The organism is Clostridium sp. D46t1_190503_E9 (assembly GCF_015555225.1).
In the GTDB taxonomy this organism is placed as follows: Bacteria; Bacillota; Clostridia; order Clostridiales; family Clostridiaceae; genus Clostridium.
Genome location: NZ_JADNKB010000001.1, coordinates 116277 through 135952, shown reverse-complemented (window position 1 = coordinate 135952; position 19676 = coordinate 116277). Strand labels below are relative to the sequence as shown.

Below are 19676 nucleotides of genomic sequence, written 5' to 3'. Positions count from 1 at the left end.
TTTTATTGTATTTAGAATACCTCAGGTTCGACCTGTGGTTCCAAAAAGCTTTAAAAAGTACTTAGATAAGGTTAGATATACGCATTTTACTTATTGTTATTAAGTAAATCTATCTAATCAAATATTAACCATAAGCAAAGTTGAGGACTAATTAAAAATAATATATTCATCTTTAGTAAAATAAACAAAATTATTAGTAAAATTATCGGTAAAATTATTAGTAAAAAATAAAATTTTTATTGATAAATTTTACTTGGCGTGATATTATTATATTGTAAAAATAAATTAAATTTTTGATTGGGAGAGTTGTTATGAGAAACGAAATTAATGATACTTTTAAAAAGGTATTTGGAGAAAAGGAAAATTGCAAAACGTTTTTTTCACCTGGTAGAGTAAATTTAATTGGAGAGCACACTGATTATAATGGTGGAAATGTATTTCCATGTGCATTAAGCTTTGGAACTTATGGAGTTATAAGTTTAAGAAATGACAAAAAAGTAAGAATGTATTCAAGCAACTTTGAAAATATAGGCATAGTCGAATTTGATTTAGATAATATTAGTTTTGAAAAGTCTCATGATTGGGTTAATTATCCTAAAGGTGTAATCGATGTAATGAAAAAACATGGATACGATATAAATAAAGGATTTGATGTGGCTATTTATGGTAATATTCCAAATGGAGCCGGACTATCTTCTTCAGCATCTTTAGAACTTTTAATAGCAGTGATGATGGACAACCTATTTGATTTAAATATAGATATGGTAGATTTAGTAAAGTTTTCTCAAGAAGCAGAAAATAAATTTGTTGGTGTTAATTGTGGTATAATGGATCAATTTGCAATTGGAATGGGAAAGGAAAATAATGCTATACTTTTAGATTGTAACACGCTAAAATATAATTATTGTCCTGTCGAATTAAAGAATGAAATATTAGTTATTGCCAATACAAATAAAAGAAGAGGGCTAGCAGATTCTAAATATAATGAACGTAGAAGTGAATGTGAAAAAGCTTTAGAAGAATTAAAAACAAAATTAAATATAAATTCATTAGGTGAATTATCTATAGAGGATTTTGAAAATAATAAAAACTTAATAGATAGTAAAATAAGAGTCAAAAGAGCTAAACATGCAGTATATGAAAATCAAAGAACATTAATGGCTAAAGATGCCTTAGCAAAAAATGATTTAAGAACTTTTGGTAAACTTATGAATGAATCTCATATTTCTTTAAGAGATGATTATGAAGTTACAGGGATTGAATTAGATACACTAGTTGAACTAGCATGGAATCATGAAGCAACAATAGGAGCTAGGATGACTGGTGCAGGATTTGGTGGATGTACAGTTGCATTAGTAAAAAAAGATAAGGTAGAAGATTTTATAGAAAAAGTAGGGCAAGGATATAAAGATAAAATAGGATACGAAGCTAGTTTCTATATAGCAAATATAGGTGATGGAACTAGAGAAATTTAGGAGGTATAAAAAATGATATTAGTTTGTGGTGGAGCAGGTTATATAGGGAGTCATACTGTTTATCAGTTAATAGATAAGGGCGAAGAAGTAATAGTTGTAGATAATTTAGAAACTGGTCATATAGAAGCAGTAAATCCGAAAGCTAAATTCTACAATGTTGATATAAGAAATGAAGAAGATCTTGATAAGGTATTTAAAGAAAATGATATAACAGAAGTAATTCATTTTGCAGCTAATTCTTTAGTTGGAGAAAGTATGACAAATCCTTTAAAATACTACAATAATAATGTTCATGGAACAGAAGTTTTATTAAAGGTTATGATTGCTAACAATGTTAAGAAAATTGTATTTTCTTCTACAGCTGCAACTTATGGTGAAGCTACAAAAATGCCTATAGTTGAAACAGATAGAACTGAACCAACTAATGCATATGGAGAAACAAAGCTTGCTATGGAAAAAATGATGAAATGGGCAGACATAGCACATGGCGTTAAATATGTCTCACTTAGATACTTTAATGTAGCTGGAGCACATGTAAGTGGAAGCATAGGAGAAGACCATAGTCCTGAAACTCATTTGATTCCTTTAATATTACAAGTTCCTTTAGGTAAGAGAGAATTTATATCTATTTTTGGAGATGATTATGATACAGAAGATGGTACTTGTATTAGAGATTATATTCATGTAATAGATTTAGCTAATGCTCATATTCTAGCTGTAGATTATCTAAGAAACGGAAATTCAAGTGATATATTTAATTTAGGGAATGGAAGTGGATTTTCTGTTAAAGAAATGATAGAAGCTGCCAGAAGGGTTACTGGACATGAAATACCAGCAAAGATTTGTGAAAGAAGAGCAGGGGATCCAGCTAGACTAATAGCTTCAGCTGAAAAAGCAAGAAATACTTTAAAATGGAGTCCAGAATTTAAGAGTGTTGAAGATATTATTGCTTCTGCTTGGAATTGGCATAAAAATAATCCAACAGGTTTTAATAAGTAGGTGACGATATGAATATTTATAGGGAAATCAAAAGGCTTATTCAATATGGATTGAAGCATGAGCTTTTTAATAAAGATGACGAAATATTTGTAAGAAATAGTTTATTAGATGTTTTAAATATCGATGAATATGAAGATTTTGAAATAGAGGATGAAAATTTAAATACTCCAACTGATATACTAAGAAATATATTAGATTATGCATTTAATAAAGGAATATTAGAATCTAACTCCCCTATATATAGAGATTTGTTAGATACTAAAATTATGGGGATTTTAATGCCAAGGCCTTCTGAGGTTATACGTGAGTTTTATAATCGTTATAAAGTTTCAAAGGAAAGTGCTACATCTTACTTATATAGTATAAGTAAGGCCTGTGATTATGTTAGAACAGATAGAATAGCACAAAATTTAGTATGGAAATCTAGTACAGAATATGGAGATTTAGATATAACTATAAATTTGTCAAAACCTGAAAAAGATCCTAAGGCAATTGCAGCAGCAAAAAATTTACCACCATCTAAATATCCTAAGTGCTTATTATGCAAGGAAAATGAAGGATATAGAGGTAGGGTAAATCATCCTGCAAGGCAAAATATAAGAATAGTACCAGTGGATTTAAATAATGAAAATTGGTATTTACAGTATTCACCTTATGCATATTATAATGAGCATTGCATTGTTTTTGCAGGTGATCATATACCGATGAAAATTACAAAAGATACTTTTAATAGGTTATTAGAGTTTATAGAAAAATTCCCACATTATTTTATAGGGTCTAATGCAGATTTACCTATAGTTGGAGGTTCTATTCTTACACATGATCATTACCAAGGTGGAAATTATGAATTTGCAATGGATAGAGCAGAAGATATATTTAAATTCAATTTAAATAATTACGAAAATATTGATTTATCTATTGTTAAATGGCCTTTAACTGTATTAAGATTAAAAGGAAGGAATAGATTGGAATTAAGTGATCTAGCAAATAGAATTTTATCTCACTGGAGAAATTATAGCGATTCTATTGTTGATGTATATTCTCATACAAATGAAGTTCCTCATAATACAATTACACCTATAGCTAGAAGAGATGATGAGTTTTATGTTTTAGATTTAGTGCTTAGAAATAATAGAACTAGTGAAGAGTATCCAGATGGAATTTTCCATCCTCATAAAGAACTTCATAATATTAAGAAAGAAAATATAGGTTTAATTGAAGTTTTAGGGCTTGCAGTTCTTCCGGCTAGGTTAAAGGATGAATTAGAAATCATAAAATTATCTTTAGTTAATGGAACTGATGATATTTATAGTAATGAAGAAATGAAAATTCATTTAAATTGGTATGAAGAAATAAAAAATAGCAATTCATTTATAAATAAAGAAAATGTTGATTCCATTATAGAAAAAGAAGTTGGAAAGGTATTTTCTAAAGTCCTAGAGCATTGTGGAGTATTTAAATGGAATGAAGATGGAAAAGAAGCTATGCAAAGATATATAAATAGCTTAAAAGAAGCAATTAATTAATAAAATATAAGGTGAGGCAATATTAATTTAGTTTGCCTCATCTTTAATTGTTATTAATAATTTATAGAGTTATATAAAGGTAATCGAGGTGGTTATAAATGGCGACGATAAAAGATATTGCAAGTGCTGCTGGAGTTTCTATTTCGACAGTTTCTCGTATTTTAAATTTAGATAAAACCCTAAACGTTTCTGAAGATACTAGGAAAAGAGTTTTAAGCATAGCAGAAGAAATGAATTATGTTACAATAAAAGAAAGAAAAAGTAAACTTAAAAGTCATACCATTGGGATAATATGCTCTTTTAATGAAGTTAAAGAATTAAATGATCCTTATTTTCTATCTATTAGAATGGCTATAGAAAAAAAATGTGTTGAAGAAAATATAGATTTTAAATCTTTATATTATACTAAAATATTAAACGATGATGCTTCAAAGTATAAGGGGTTAGATGGAATAATTGCTATAGGAATATTCCAAGATGATGAAATTAAAAAGCTTAGTGAATTATCTCAAAATATAGTATTTATAGATTCATCTCCTGATGAATGGGAGTTTGATTCAATAGTTGTAGACTTAAAATATGGTGTTAGAAAAGCATTAGAATATTTGTACAGTTTGGGTCATAAAGATATTGGCTATATAGGGGCTAAGGTTATTCCACATAATGATAATAATGGTGTAGAACTTGTAAATTATAGAGAAGCAACATATAAAGATTTTATGAATGAAATCGATAATCTAAATGATGATTGGATATTTAAAGGTGATTTTACACCAGAGGATGGATATAATCTTATGAGAAAAGCCTTGAAATTAGGAAATATTCCATCAGCTTTTTTTATTGCAAGTGATCCTATGGCTATAGGAGCTTATAAAGCTATACAAGAAAATGGATATAAGATTCCAGATGATATAAGTATAGTTGGATTTGATGATATTGCTACAGCTCAGTACTTATCTCCTTCATTAACAACTGTAAAGGTATTTACAGATTTTATGGGAGAAACTGCTTTAAATACTTTACTTGAAAGAATAAAAGATGAAAGAAGCCTAAGCAAAAAAATTGTATTACCAGTTAAATTAATTATTAGAGATAGTTGTAAATTAAAATAATTTTTTTGCCCTATAAGTAATATACTACTTATAGGGCTTGTTTGTATTAATAGCTAAAAAGAGGTGGGGGGGAATTTAAGTGATATATAGACTTGGAATAGATGCAGGTTCAACTACAGTAAAATTGGTATTATTAGATGAAAATGATAATGTAATTTATAAGACTTATAAGAGGCACCTTACAAAAGTAAGAGAAACTATATTAGAAGAAATAAAATTAATAAAGAGCTTATTAGTGAATAATGTGATAAAAGTTTCTATAACAGGTTCATCTGGATATGGTGTTGCTAAAGATACAAATATTTCTTTTGTTCAAGAAGTTTTCGCAACAACCATTGGTGTAAAAAAATTATTTAATAATATTGATGTTGTCATTGAATTAGGTGGAGAAGATGCAAAAATAATTTATTTGACTAATGGTCTAGAAGAAAGAATGAATTCAAGCTGTGCAGGTGGAACAGGTGCTTTTATAGACCAAATGGCAAGTTTAATGGGGATAACAGTTGAAGAATTAGATAAAATTAGTTTGCAATATAATAACATATATCCAATTGCATCAAGATGTGGAGTGTTTGCAAAATCTGATGTTCAGCCTTTATTAAATCAAGGAGCAAGTAAGGCAGATATTGCTGCAAGTATTTATGAAGCAGTAGTAAATCAAACAATTGGGGGGCTTGCTCAAGGTAGAGAAATAAAGGGGAATATATTATTTTTAGGCGGTCCATTATATTTTTATAAAGGACTTAGAGAAAGGTTTATAAAAAATTTAAACTTGAAGGATGAAGAAGCAATAGTGCCTGATGATGCAGAAGTTTTTGTGGCAAGAGGAGCTGCCTTATTTGCAGATAGTGAAGATAAAACATATACATATGAAAAGTTAATTTCAAAGCTATCATATTCTAATAATATAAATATAGATATGAAAAGGGATATTAAACCTTTATTTTCTAGTAATGAAGAGTATAAGAAATTTATAGAAAGACATAATAAGGCCAAAGTATTAGATAGAGATATAAATAACTTTAAAGGTGATGTATACTTAGGGATAGATGCAGGAAGTACTACTACTAAACTTGTTCTCATAGATAAAAATGATAATATTTTATATAATTACTATGCTCATAATGAAGGAAATCCAGTTAAAGTAATAAAAGAGCAGTTAGGTTATATTTATGACAACTTTGTAGATAAAATAAATATAAAAGGAAGTTCCGTTACTGGTTATGGAGAAGAATTGATAAAAAAAGGCTTTGGAATAGATTTTGGAATAGTTGAAACACTAGCACACTATATAGCTGCAAGTAGATTTGATCCAGAAGTAGATTTTATACTTGATATTGGTGGACAAGATATAAAATGTTTTGAAATAGAAAACAAATCAATAAAAAGTATAATTTTAAATGAAGCTTGTTCTTCTGGATGTGGATCTTTTATAGAAACCTTTGCAAAAGCAATGGGATATGATGTTGAAAGTTTTTCAAAACTTGGATTATTTGCAAAGCATCCAGCAGATTTAGGATCTAGATGTACTGTTTTTATGAATTCCTCTGTAAAGCAAGCTCAGAGAGATGGAGCAACTATTGAGGATGTTTCGGCAGGACTTTCAATGAGTGTTGTTAAAAATGCATTATATAAAGTTATTAGGACTAAAAACATAGGAAAGAATGTTATAGTTCAAGGTGGAACTTTATGTAATGATGCTATTTTAAGGAGTTTAGAGCTTGAGTTAGGTCAAAATGTAATAAGATCTAATATTTCTGGATTAATGGGAGCATATGGAGCTGCTTTATATGCTAAAAGTCAAAATCTTGAAAAATCTAAAATTATAGATAAAGACAGTATTAAAAATTTTAATCATGAATCTAAAGCTGCAAAGTGTGGACTATGTACGAATAAATGTAATTTAACTATAAATACATTTACTGGTGGTAAAAAATATATATCAGGAAACAGATGTTCAAAACCAACTGGAAAATATAATGATAATAATATCCCCAATATTTATGAATATAAAAACAATAAGATTATGAAATATGCTAATAATAATGGGTCAAAAGATACTATCGGGATTCCAATGGTTTTAAATATGTATGAAAATTTACCTTTCTTTGTAAGGTTTTTTAATGAATTAGACATTAAAGTAGTTTTATCAGATGCCTCATCAAAAAGACTTTATTTAAAAGGACAACATACTATTCCATCAGATACAGCATGTTATCCCGCAAAACTTAGTCATGGACATGTTGAAAGTATTATAAGTAAAGGTATAAAAAATATTTTTTACCCTTGCATGACATATAATTTTGATGAGGGAATATCAGATAACTGTTTTAATTGCCCAGTTGTAGCATATTATCCAGAAGTTTTAAAAAATAATATTTCTAAATTAAAAGATTTTAATTATATAAGTCCTTATTTAGATTTAAATTCAAGTAAAAGTACAGTTGATAATTTATATAATTCTTTAAAGGATTTATATCCATGGATAACCAAAAGGAAAGTAAAAGTAGCTTATGAAAGAGCAATTGAAGAATATGAACAATATAAATTAGATATTTTAGAAAAAGGAAAGTCTGCAATTAAATATGCTAGAGACAATAATTTATTAATTGTCGTTTTAGCTGGAAGACCATATCACGTAGACAAAGAAATAAATCATGGAATAGATAAAATGATGAATTCTTTAGGATTAGTAATATTAACTGAAGATTCTATACCAATTGACAAAAATAATAGAGAAGTAAAAATGTTAAATCAATGGACATATCAAGCGAGATTATTTAATGCAGCAAAGTTCGTAGCAAATAATGACGATATGCAATTAGTTCAATTAGTTTCATTTGGATGTGGAACAGATGCAATAACGGCTGATGAAATTAAAAGGGTTTTGGAAAGTAATGGTAAATTATACACTCAATTAAAAATAGATGAAACTAGTAATTTAGGCGCAGCAAAAATTAGAATAAGAAGTATGGTTGAAGCAATTAAAAGTAGGTGAGAACAATGAATTATGAATATAAAGTTTTTACAAAAGAAATGAAGGAAAATTATAAAATTTTAGCACCCAATATGCTACCAATTCATTTTAGAATATTAGATAAAATTTTAAAAGATTATGGTTTTGATATAGAGTTTTTAGAAGATGATGTATCTAAAATAATAGATTCAGGTCTTAAATATTCAAATAACGATATATGTTATCCAGCAATGATAGTAATTGGACAATTTATTTCAGCTTTACAAAGTGGCAAATATGATATAAACAAAACTGCTTTACTTATGTCGCAAACAGGGGGAGGATGCAGGGCTTCTAATTATATCCATTTAATTAGAAAAGCTTTAGAAAATAGTGGTTTTGGTAATGTACCAGCTATTGGTTTAAGTTTGACAGGAATTGAAAAACATCCAGGATTAAAATTAAGCCCATCAGTTATTTTGAAAGCTGTTTATGCAGTATTATATGGTGATTTAATAATGTGTTTATATAATAAAGTTAAGCCTTATGAAATTAATCATGGAGAAACAGATAAAACCTTAGAAGAAATGATAAATTATTTAAATGAAAAATTTTCAGGGATAAAATATATGAGTATTTCTAAAATTTCAAAAGTAATAATAAAAACTTTTGATAAAATTAGTATAAATAAGAAAGAAAAAATAAAAGTAGGAATTGTTGGAGAAATATATATGAAATACTCAAGAATGGGAAATAACCATTTAGAAGAATTCTTAATCAAAGAAGACGCAGAAGTCGTACAATCTGGACTTATGGATTTTGTTAATTACTGTATTTTAAATACAATAATAGATTATAAGTTATATAAAAGAGGATTTATAAAATCTAAATTAGCTAAGGTAGCTTATAAATTAATTTTAAGCCTTCAAAGAAAAATAAATAAAAATATAGAAAACTATTCAAAATTTAAAGCACCTACAGATTTTGATGAAGTTAGAAAAATGGCGGATGGTTATATAGGTTATGGAGTAAAAATGGGTGAAGGATGGTTATTAGTTGCGAATATGCTAGAACTTATAAATACAGGTGCTAAAAATATAATTTGTGCTGAACCTTTTGGTTGTTTGCCTAATCATATAGTAGGAAGAGGAGCTATTAGAAAAATACTAGATAAGAATCCTGATGCTAATATAGTTGTTATAGACTATGACCCATCACAATCGCAAATAAATCAGGAAAATAGAATTAAATTAATGCTATCAAATGCAAAGCTAAATGTTTACTTATAATTTAAAAACTATTTACAAATAAGCTATATCTATAAGTTATTATAATAGATATAGCTTTTATTTTGCATATATAATGATGTAGATTATACAAAAAATGATGATAAAAATAAATTTATATAGTATACTTATTTTGAATAATTTATGAATAACCATTAGTATGGTAGAGGGGAAAAAAGATGACTAAAAATAAACACTTTTTTGTGATAAATCCTGAAGCAGGTAAAGTTAATGTTTCAGAAAAAATAAGTAATGATATAAATGAAATATTTAAAGATTCATCTGAAGAATATACAATTTATATAACAAAAGGTAAAAATGATGCTACTAATTATGCAAAGAAAATATGTGAAAGTGAAGAAGGAAACTTAAAGTTTTATGCTTGTGGAGGAGATGGAACTTTAAATGAAGTAATTAACGGAATTATTGGTTATGAAAATGTAAGTGTTTCAGTTATTCCATATGGGACAGGTAATGATTTTGTAAGGAATTTTGAATCTGAAATAAATTTTTATGATATAAATATGCATATAGAGTCAAATATTAAAGAAGTTGACTTATTAAAGGTAAATGGACTTTATTCTGTGAATTTATGTAATATAGGTTTTGATGCAAAAGTTGCAGAAAATATGGTTAAATTCAAAAGATTTCCGCTTATAAGTGGACAAGGCGCCTATACACTTTCAGTATTTTATTCATTATTTCACAAGATGTATAATACATTTGATATAATGATAGATGGATCCGAATCAATTCATGGCGATTTTTTATTGTGTGCCGTTGCCAATGGAAAATCTTATGGAGGTGGCTATATGGGAGCTCCATTAGCAGAAGTTAATGATGGTTTGATAGATTTATGTATTATTAAAAAAGTTTCAAGATTAAAGTTAGTAAAATTAATAAAACTTTACAAAGAAGGAAAACATCTTGAAAGTGATGAATTAAAGGAATATGTTATTTATAAAAAATGTAAAAGTGTAAATATAAAATCTAAAGAAAAGTTTACAATATGTGTTGATGGAGAAATTTTTACTAATGACAATTTAAGTATTTCTCTTGAAAGTAAAGTAATTAAATTTCTTATACCAAACAAAGAAATAGATGCGGAAATAAATTTGATATAAAAGTGAGGGATATTTTTGAGGAGCTTTATAGAATTTAAAGACGTTAAAAAAACATATAAAATGGGTGAAGTAAATATTGATGCATTAAGCGGAGTATCATTTAATATTGAAAAAGGTGAATTTGTAATAGTAGCAGGTGCAAGTGGAGCAGGTAAAAGTACTATTCTAAATATTTTAGGTGGTATGGATACTGCAACTTCCGGAGATATTATAGTAGATAATAATAAAGTGAGTGAATATTCTGAAAAAGAACTTATCACATACAGGCGTTACGATATTGGGTTTGTATTTCAGTTTTACAACTTAGTACAAAATCTCACAGCTTTAGAAAATGTTGAACTTGCTACTCAAATTTGCAAAAATCCTTTAAATCCTTCGGATATTTTAAATGCAGTTGGACTAGAAAATCGAAAAGATAATTTTCCAGCTCAACTTTCAGGTGGAGAGCAGCAACGTGTTGCTATAGCAAGAGCCTTAGCTAAAAATCCAAAATTACTTTTGTGTGATGAGCCAACTGGTGCTTTAGATTATAATACTGGAAAAGCAATATTAAAATTGTTACAAGATACTTGTAGAAAATATAATATGACAGTTGTTATAATAACACATAATCTTGCGTTAACTCCTATGGGAGATAAGGTTATAAAAGTAAAAAATGGAATGATTGAAAGTATTACATTAAACGAAAATCCTATTCCAGTGGAAAGGATTGAATGGTAATGTTTAAAAATGCTTTTATGAAAGATGTTATTGGAGACATTAAAAAGTCAAAAGGAAGATTTTTTTCTATATTTGCAATAATAGCATTAGGAGTTGCTTTCTTTTCAGGTATAAAAGTATCTCCTGTTGATATGAAAAGAACAGCAGACAAGTATTATGATGATTATAATTTTATGGATTTAACTTTATACTCTACTTTAGGATTTACAGATGATGATATAGCTGAGTTAAGTAAAGTTAATGGTGTTTTAGATGTATTTCCTACTTATTCATTGGATGCTATAACTACTATAGATTCTTCAGAAAATGTATTAAAAGTTATGGGAATACCTTTAAATAGTGATAGCTATGTAAATAAATATAAATTAATTGAAGGAAAGCTTCCGGAAAACCCAAATGAATGTGTTTTAGAAGCTGGAAAGTTAGAATCTTTAAAATTATCTATAGGAAGTAAAATAAAGCTTGAATCTGGGACAAGTGAATTATTAAGTGATAAATTAGAAATTGTTGAATATGAAGTTGTAGGTAAAGTACAAACTCCTTATTATTTATCCTTTGAAAAAGGTACATCGAGTATAGGATCAGGGAAAATATCTAGTTTTATTGTTATTCCACAAGAAAATTTTAAAATACCAGCATATACTGAGGCATATGTAACAGTGGATAGTGCTAAAAAGTTAAATTCATATTCAGATAAATATTTTAATTTAATTGACAATGTAAGATATCCCTTAGAAGAGCTAGGTGAGGATAGAGCTAGCATTAGATATAATGAAATAGTTAGTGAAGCAAATAAGAAAATAATTGAAGGTAAAGAGGAACTCGAGAATCAAAAAATTAAAGGTAAAGAAGAATTAGATAAGGCTAAGAAAAAACTAGAAGAGTCAGAAATTGCTTTAAAGGATGGGGAAAGTGAACTAGCAAAAAAAGAAAATGAATTTAATGTTTCAATTATGAAAGCTGAAAATCAAATTTCTTTGTCAGAATATACAATAAGCGATGGTAAAGTTGCCTTAGAATCTGCAAAAAATGCTTTTCAAGCTGAAAAGTTAAATGCAGAAAAACAAATGGATATTGCTAAAAGCACTCTTTTAACTTTGAATGATACTAAAACAGGCCTAAATGAAGAAATTACTAAAGTAAAATTAGCTTTAAAAGTTCCTAATATTTCAGAAGAAGAAAAAAATAAGCTAAATATTCAACTAGAAGTTTTAACTAGAAGCATGGATGAATTAGTTAAGGGTATAGAATATATCAGTAATGAAATTCAAAGTGGAGAAGAAAAGTTAAGATTAGCAGAAAGTGAAATTACAAATAAAGAAAATGAATTAATAAATGGTGAAAAACTTTTAAATGAAAAGAAAATCCAATTAGAAGTTTCTAAAAATGAAGCAGTTAATCAATTTGAAAGTTCAAAGCTACAATTAGAAAATGGAAAAAATGAACTACAAAAAGGAAAAGAGGAGTACGAAAAATCTAAGGAAACCTTTGAAAGAGAAATTGCTTCTGCTGAAGCAAAAATTAAAAAGGCAGAAAATGATGTAAAAAGTATTGAAGAACCTAGTTGGTATATATTAGACAGAAATAGTCATTATTCATATGTAGATTATAAAAATAATGCTGATAGTATAGATAAATTAGCTAGAATATTTCCAGTATTCTTCTTTTTAGTTGCTGCTTTAATATGTTTAACAACAATGACTAGAATGGTAGATGAACAAAGAATAAATATAGGAACTTTAAAAGCTTTAGGATATTCAAAATCTAAAATTGTATCAAAGTATCTAATATATTCTTTCTTAGCTAGTTTTTTAGGTAGTATAGTAGGACTTGCAATAGGATTAACTGTATTTCCAATAGTAGTTTTTGATGCCTATGGTATTATGTACACTTTACCTAAAGTTGAATTAGAATTTAATATACCAATAGCAATTTCTATAACTGTAATAGCTATCTTAGTAACTACTTTATCTTCATTCTTTGCATGCTACAAAGAGTTATCAGAAACTCCGTCAGCTCTTATGAGGCCTAAAGCTCCTAAGAATGGGAAAAGAATACTAGTTGAAAGAGTTAATTTCATTTGGAGTAAATTAAGCTTTATCGGTAAAGTAACAGTAAGAAATATATTTAGATATAAGAAGAGATTCTTTATGACTGTTTTTGGTATTGCTGGATGTACAGCTTTAATTGTCACTGGCTTTGGAATAAAAGATTCAATAAAGACTATAGTTGATAAGCAATATGGAGATATATTTAAATATAACTTAACTATAAATATAGATAAAGATGCAAGTGATTTAGAAAAACAAGATATTTTTTCAGATATAAGTAGTTTGAAAGAGGTAGATAAACTACTAATGGTACAATCAGAAAGTGCTAAAATAGTTACTGATGACGGAGATAAAGATATTTATATAATAGTTCCTGAGTCCTTAGATAAATTTGATCAGTTTATAAACCTAAAAAACAGATTATCTAAAGAAGAGATTAAGTTAAAAAACGATGGAGTTATATTATCAGAAAAAGCTGCAAAGAAAGCAAATGTTAAACTTGGTGATGAAGTAAAAATTAAAGTTAATAATAGAGAAATTTTAATGAACGTTTCTGGGATTGCAGAAAATTATACATTTAATTATGTATATATGTCTTCTAAATATTATAAAGAAAAATTTGATATTAACAGTAATTTTAATTCTATTTTAGTTAATACCTCTATAATAGAAGATGAAGATAAATTTTCAAAGACAATTATGGAGAAATCTATAGTTAAAAGCGTATCATTTAATGCTGGTATAAAAGATAATTTTGACAATACGATTAAAAGCTTAAATTATGTTGTTTTAGTAATGATAGTATCTGCAGGAGCATTAGCTTTCGTTGTTCTTTATAATCTAACTAATGTAAATATAAGTGAGAGAATGAGAGAAATTGCCACAATAAAAGTATTAGGCTTTTATGATAATGAAGTATCTGCATATATTTATCGAGAAAATATAATATTGACTTTATTTGGTATTGTTTTCGGTGAATTTTTAGGAATATTCCTACATAGATTCATAATGGTTACAGTAGAAATGGATAATATTATGTTTGGAAGGAATATTGATTTATTAAGCTTCTTAATTTCAGCATTACTTACAATAATATTTGCAGTACTTGTTAATATTGTTATGTATTATAAATTAAAAAAAGTAGAAATGATAGAATCATTAAAATCAGTTGATTAATAAAAACAAGATAGAAGAACACTCTTCTATCTTATTTTTATTGACTTATATAAAAGAACCATTTTTATTGCAAGGTATATACTATATTATGTATATAAATCTTAGGAGAAATGTTTATGTCATATAGTGAAATTTATGAGAAAATTGGTTTTAAAAGAGAGATGGAAAGGTTAGAAAAGCAGGCATATTTGGGTTTCGAAAAAGAAATGAGGATGTTAAAATTATTAGGAGTAAAAGAAGATAGTGATATTTTAGAAGTCGGAAGTGGGCCAGGTTTTTTTACAAAGATATTATTAGATAATTTTAGTAAATGTGAAGTTACTGCATTAGATAATGATGAAAAACTTCTTGAATTTGCTTATAGTAATCTTAGTAAAGAATATGGTAATAGAGTTAACTTCGTAATTGATGATATTACAAATACTTCTATACCAGATAATTATTATGAATGTGTTATTGCTAGATTTGTTTTTCAACATCTTAATAATCCAATTTCGGCACTAAAAGAAATATATAGGATTCTTAAACCCGGAGGGAAATTAATTATAATTGATATTGATAGTGAACTATGGGGGCTAACATATCCTAAAAATAATTTAATTAAAGCATTAAATGATAATTTATCAAAGTTTCAATCTAGTTTAAATGGTAATAGAGAAATTGGAAGAGTACTTATAACTCTTTTAAAATCATTAGGATTTATAAATTACGATATTGAAGCTATAATAAATCATAGTGATATTTTAGGAAAAGACAATTTTAGATATAAAATAAATAGCAGTATGGTAAGTGATTCAAAATTATCAAAAATCTTAGAGGAATATAATAACTTCTTTAATTTAAGTTATTCTTCAGTTATGCTATTAAAGCTTTTCTTTTATGGCGAAAAGCCTAAAGAGGTTAGAAAAACTAAAAAAAATAATGAGCTTAATATAAAAGATAAAGAATCTGAAAATAAATAACATTAGATTAAGTATTAATGGTAGTATTCCCATTATATACTCCTTTAATACTATGCTATAAGAGTAGTATAATTAATTAATGATTAATTTGTATTCTTAGGAGGGGAATGGTTTTGTACTACACTGGAAATTTAGATCTACTAGAGTGTGGATATATAGGTAATTATATTACGAAATTTGAGGATAATAAGATATACTCTAGTTTTTACTTAAAGGAAGAAAACCTTAATTTAAAATATATACAAGAAAAATCTATTGTTGAAATGAAAGCTAATTCTATAAAAATAAATGGACAAGTAGTGCTTGTAATACTATTTAGATTTGCTGGAAGTAATAAGTTTATTTATGGACGTATATATAATAAGAATTCCGACTTAGATAAAGAACATCTTCAAATGTTAGTATTTCAAGATACAATACCTATATGTTTTGTAGATTCTAATAATAAAATCATTGCCACAACTTTAGTTGAAAATGATTTAAGGAACTCAATTAAAGATTATATTATAAAAAAAAGAGTTAAATATAGCCCTTCCTATGATTTTGAAGATAGGAAATGTAAATTAAAGGAGTTATGGATGAATGCATAATGAGAAGTGGCAAAAGCCACTTCTTTTTGTTATAATTAAAGTTAGTTTATATTTTGCAAAGCAATGTATAAGATGAAGGAATGAAAAAATTAAAGAATGAAAAAATTGAGGTGGTTTTGCTATGCAAAATCTGAAATATAAAAGTGAAAAGTACTTTTAATAGGAAATCTTTGAAATTTCTTATTAATTTTTCATAATTCAATATAGTTGAATCATATCCTTAATATTTTCACTTTTTACTTTTTCAATCTTTCACTATTTCGTTATTATATAAGGTGAGAATTATGATTAAACAAGTTTTATTAGAAAAATTTAATAAAGATACATCAGGTAAAAATAATTTAGGTGGAAAGAGAATTTTAGAAAATGATTTAATTTCTAATTTTGAAGTAAAATGTGATGATGATTTGGTTTATATAGATTCTAAGATTATATCGGAAAATTTTTTTAATGAGTACAACTCTAAAATGGAAATAGATATAAATACTAAAAATGTAATATCAACTTTTTGTAGCTGTGATGACTTTGAAAGAAATGAATTGCGTAAACATAATTATTGTTGTAAACATCTATTTGCAAGCTTTTATAAATTTTTAAATGAATTAGATGATATTGAAGAAGTTAAAGCTAAATTTAACGATTCAGTTTTAAATAAGATTATTTTTAAAAATAAAAAAGATAATATATTAGATTTGCTTTTAGAAGAAGAAAACAAAGATGAGATTAAAATAGAAGTTTATATAAACAAACAAGGTCTAAAGAATAAATTAGCAGCAGAATTTAAAATAGGATTAAAAGGATTATCCTCAAATAGATTATATGTTGTTAAAGATATAAACCAATTTTTAACTTCATATTATAATAAGCTACCAATTAAATATGGCAAAGACTTTAATTTTGACCTAAGATATCAAAGGCTAGGTATAAAGGAAAAGAAAATAATAGATTTTATTGAAAAAGTGAAAGATATAGAATCAGTTTCATCAAATTTTATGAGAAGGCAAGATAAATATATAGATGGAAAGATGTTAATACTTCCTGATTTTTTGATAAGAGAATTTTTTGAAACTGTTTCAAAGAACAGAGTTTATTTAAATGAAGGTTTTTTTTATAAGCCCGTAGAAACTGAAATTATTTTTAATAAACCAGATATAAAAATATCTTTAAAGGAATTTGAAAAAGAATATTTATTAGCTTTAGAAGATGGAATACCAGAAAAGGTTGATAAAAAGGGAACTGTATTTTTATATGGAAGTAGCATTTACTTACCAAGCATAGAGTATTGTTATGATATATCAGCATATTTAAACATGTTCAATAATACAAGATCTATTTCATTAGATAAGGATGAGGAAATAAGAATTTTATCCAAGTTATTACCTAAACTTTACACACTATCTGATGATGTAAGTATTAATAAGCCTATAAAAAACAAAATTGTAAAAGAAAATGTTGAATTTAAGTTTTATTTTGATAAGGTTAATAAGGATGTAACATTAATTCTAAAAGTTAAATATGGAGAACATGAATTCAATATATTTCATGAATATAAAAATAAAATTATATATAGAGATTTAAATAAAGAAAGAGAAGTTATGTCCTTTTTAAGATCCCTTGGTTTTGAAGCTTCAGGAGATAAATTTTATTTATTACTTGGGGATGATTATTTATTTAAATTCTTTAAATATGATATTGAAAAGCTTCAAAATGTTGGAGAAGTTTTTTATTCACAAAACTTTAAAATGATAAAACAAATCAACAGTAAAAATATAACAGGTAATATACAAAGCGGTAAATTTGATTATTTTGAATTAAAATTTAAAATTGACAATATACCAGAAAATGAAGTTAAAGATATAATATTAGCACTTAGAGATAATCTTAAGTATTTTAAACTTAAAAATGGTGAGTTTTTAGATTTAGAAGAAATAGAACTTAAAAACTTTTTAAATTTACTAGATGTATTATCTTTAGAAAATGATATAGAAAATGATAGCATTTTATTTAGTAAAAATAAAGCTTTATATATAGATAATTTTATTAAGGAAAATAATATTAGATATATAAAAGGGAAAAAGGAATTATCACAAATTCAAAAGAAAATAAGAGATGTAAATAAGCTAACATTTAAAGAACCATTGGAGTTACTTGCAGAGCTTAGATCTTATCAAAAAGAAGGTTATAATTGGCTTAAAACTATGGATTACTTAGGCTTTGGTGGAATTTTAGGCGATGAGATGGGGCTAGGAAAAACAATTCAAGCAATAACATTTATATTATCAAGCTTACCATCTAAAACATTAATTGTTGCACCAACATCATTAATTTATAATTGGAGTAGTGAAATAGAAAAATTTGCGCCAACTATTAAATATGCAGTTGTAAATGGTCCTAAAGATGAAAGAGTTAAAATTTTAAATAATATAGAAAAATATGATGTAATAATTACTACTTATAATTTAATAAAAAGAGATTTAGATGAATATGAAAAAATACAATTTGAGTATTGTTTTATAGATGAAGCACAATTTATTAAAAACAGTAATTCTCAAAACTCAATATCTGTAAAAAAAATAAAGGCATATAGAAAATTTGCTTTAACTGGTACTCCAGTTGAAAATTCATTGATGGAATTATGGTCAATTTTTGACTTTATAATGCCTGGCTATCTTTTTGATGAAAAAAGATTTAGCGTAAGGTATCATAAGAAGTTAAATGAATCAGAAGAAGTTTTAGAAGAGTTAAATAAACTTATTAAGCCTTTTATATTAAGAAGATATAAAAAGGATGTAATAAAAGAGCTACCTCAAAAGATAGAAAAGAAATTACTAGTATCTATGTCGGAAGAACAGGAAAAAGTATATTCTATTTATGCAGATCATGCTAAGAGCTTAATTGAAAAGAAAGTTAAGGATGATGATATAAAAACAAGTAAAATAGAAATCTTATCTTATATAACTAAATTAAGACAGCTATGCCTTGATCCATCTGTATTGATAAATGATTATGTAGGTACCAGTGGTAAAGTAGATGCTCTTATTGAAATTCTACAGCAAGGTATAGAGGAAGGACATAAAATATTAGTATTTTCACAATTTACTTCAGTTTTAAAAAATATTGCTAATAAATTAAGTTCGGAGAAGATTTTATATAGTTATTTAGATGGATCAATACCATCAGAAAAGAGGTTAGAACTTGTAAATGAGTTTAATGAAGGAGTAAATTCTGTGTTTTTAATAAGTTTAAAAGCGGGGGGAACTGGGTTAAACTTAACATCATCAGATATAGTAATACACTTTGATCCTTGGTGGAATCCTGCTGTTGAAGATCAAGCTACTGATAGGGCTCATAGATTTGGTCAAACTAACATAGTAGAAGTAATTAAGTTAATTGCAAAGAATTCAATAGAAGAAAAAATAATTGATCTTCAGGATGAAAAGAGAAAACTAATAGAAAAGATAATTGACAATGAGAATGATATGTCAAGCATAAATACATTAAGCGAGGAAGATATATTAAGTCTTTTCTCAATTAATTAATTGTTAAATTAATTTATTTATAATAAATAATATAACAAGAAAAATTATTTTATGTTAATTAATAATAAAATGACAAGCAAAGTGAAAATATACATTTTAGAGTTGTTAAGAGATTTATTATTAGAGAAGTTTATAAAGAGTTTCTAAGAATATGCTGCTA

12 protein-coding genes are annotated in these 19676 nt (G+C 26.5%); all 12 read left to right on the top strand.

Annotated elements, in window-relative coordinates; all coding sequences use genetic code 11:
* The first annotated feature begins 311 nt into the window (after positions 1–311).
* The 12 genes from I2E83_RS00580 (at position 312) to I2E83_RS00525 (ending at position 19516) form a co-directional block, all read left to right on the top strand.
* Entirely contained in the window at positions 312–1475 is a 1164-nt protein-coding gene (locus I2E83_RS00580) for a galactokinase (protein WP_195263079.1), read from the top strand.
* Positions 1476–1487: 12 nt separating this feature from the next.
* Positions 1488–2474 carry a UDP-glucose 4-epimerase GalE gene (gene galE / locus I2E83_RS00575; RefSeq protein WP_195263080.1) on the top strand — a complete coding sequence of 329 codons (987 nt, stop codon included), beginning with the start codon at positions 1488–1490 and terminating at the stop codon, positions 2472–2474.
* Between the two features lie 8 nt (positions 2475–2482).
* On the top strand, positions 2483–4000 hold the full coding sequence (gene galT, locus I2E83_RS00570) for a UDP-glucose--hexose-1-phosphate uridylyltransferase (RefSeq protein ID WP_195428204.1): 1518 nt from the start codon (positions 2483–2485) through the stop codon (positions 3998–4000).
* A 98-nt stretch (positions 4001–4098) separates the two neighbouring features.
* Positions 4099–5112, top strand: a complete 1014-nt coding sequence (locus I2E83_RS00565) for a LacI family DNA-binding transcriptional regulator (protein WP_195263082.1) — start codon at positions 4099–4101, stop codon at positions 5110–5112.
* A gap of 79 nt (positions 5113–5191) precedes the next feature.
* Positions 5192–8110 (top strand): acyl-CoA dehydratase activase, encoded by a 2919-nt coding sequence (locus tag I2E83_RS00560; RefSeq protein WP_195428202.1) that lies wholly within the window; start codon positions 5192–5194, stop codon positions 8108–8110.
* A gap of 5 nt (positions 8111–8115) precedes the next feature.
* Entirely contained in the window at positions 8116–9357 is a 1242-nt protein-coding gene (locus I2E83_RS00555; RefSeq protein WP_195428201.1) for a 2-hydroxyacyl-CoA dehydratase, read from the top strand.
* Between the two features lie 176 nt (positions 9358–9533).
* Positions 9534–10478 carry a diacylglycerol kinase family protein gene (locus I2E83_RS00550; RefSeq protein WP_195263085.1) on the top strand — a complete coding sequence of 315 codons (945 nt, stop codon included), beginning with the start codon at positions 9534–9536 and terminating at the stop codon, positions 10476–10478.
* A gap of 15 nt (positions 10479–10493) precedes the next feature.
* Positions 10494–11198, top strand: a complete 705-nt coding sequence (locus I2E83_RS00545; protein ID WP_279325023.1) for an ABC transporter ATP-binding protein — start codon at positions 10494–10496, stop codon at positions 11196–11198.
* Positions 11198–14425, top strand: coding sequence for an ABC transporter permease (locus tag I2E83_RS00540; RefSeq protein WP_195428200.1), 3228 nt, complete (start codon positions 11198–11200; stop codon positions 14423–14425). The genes I2E83_RS00545 and I2E83_RS00540 overlap by 1 nt, the downstream gene beginning before the upstream one ends.
* 116 nt (positions 14426–14541) lie before the next feature.
* Complete coding sequence (locus I2E83_RS00535) at positions 14542–15387, top strand: class I SAM-dependent methyltransferase (protein ID WP_195263087.1); 846 nt, start codon at positions 14542–14544, stop codon at positions 15385–15387.
* A gap of 113 nt (positions 15388–15500) precedes the next feature.
* Positions 15501–15977, top strand: a complete 477-nt coding sequence (locus I2E83_RS00530; RefSeq protein ID WP_195428199.1) for a hypothetical protein — start codon at positions 15501–15503, stop codon at positions 15975–15977.
* 284 nt (positions 15978–16261) lie between these two features.
* A complete protein-coding gene (locus I2E83_RS00525) occupies positions 16262–19516 on the top strand; it encodes an SNF2 helicase associated domain-containing protein (RefSeq protein ID WP_195428198.1) in 3255 nt (1084 codons plus the stop codon).
* Positions 19517–19676: the final 160 nt, after the last annotated feature.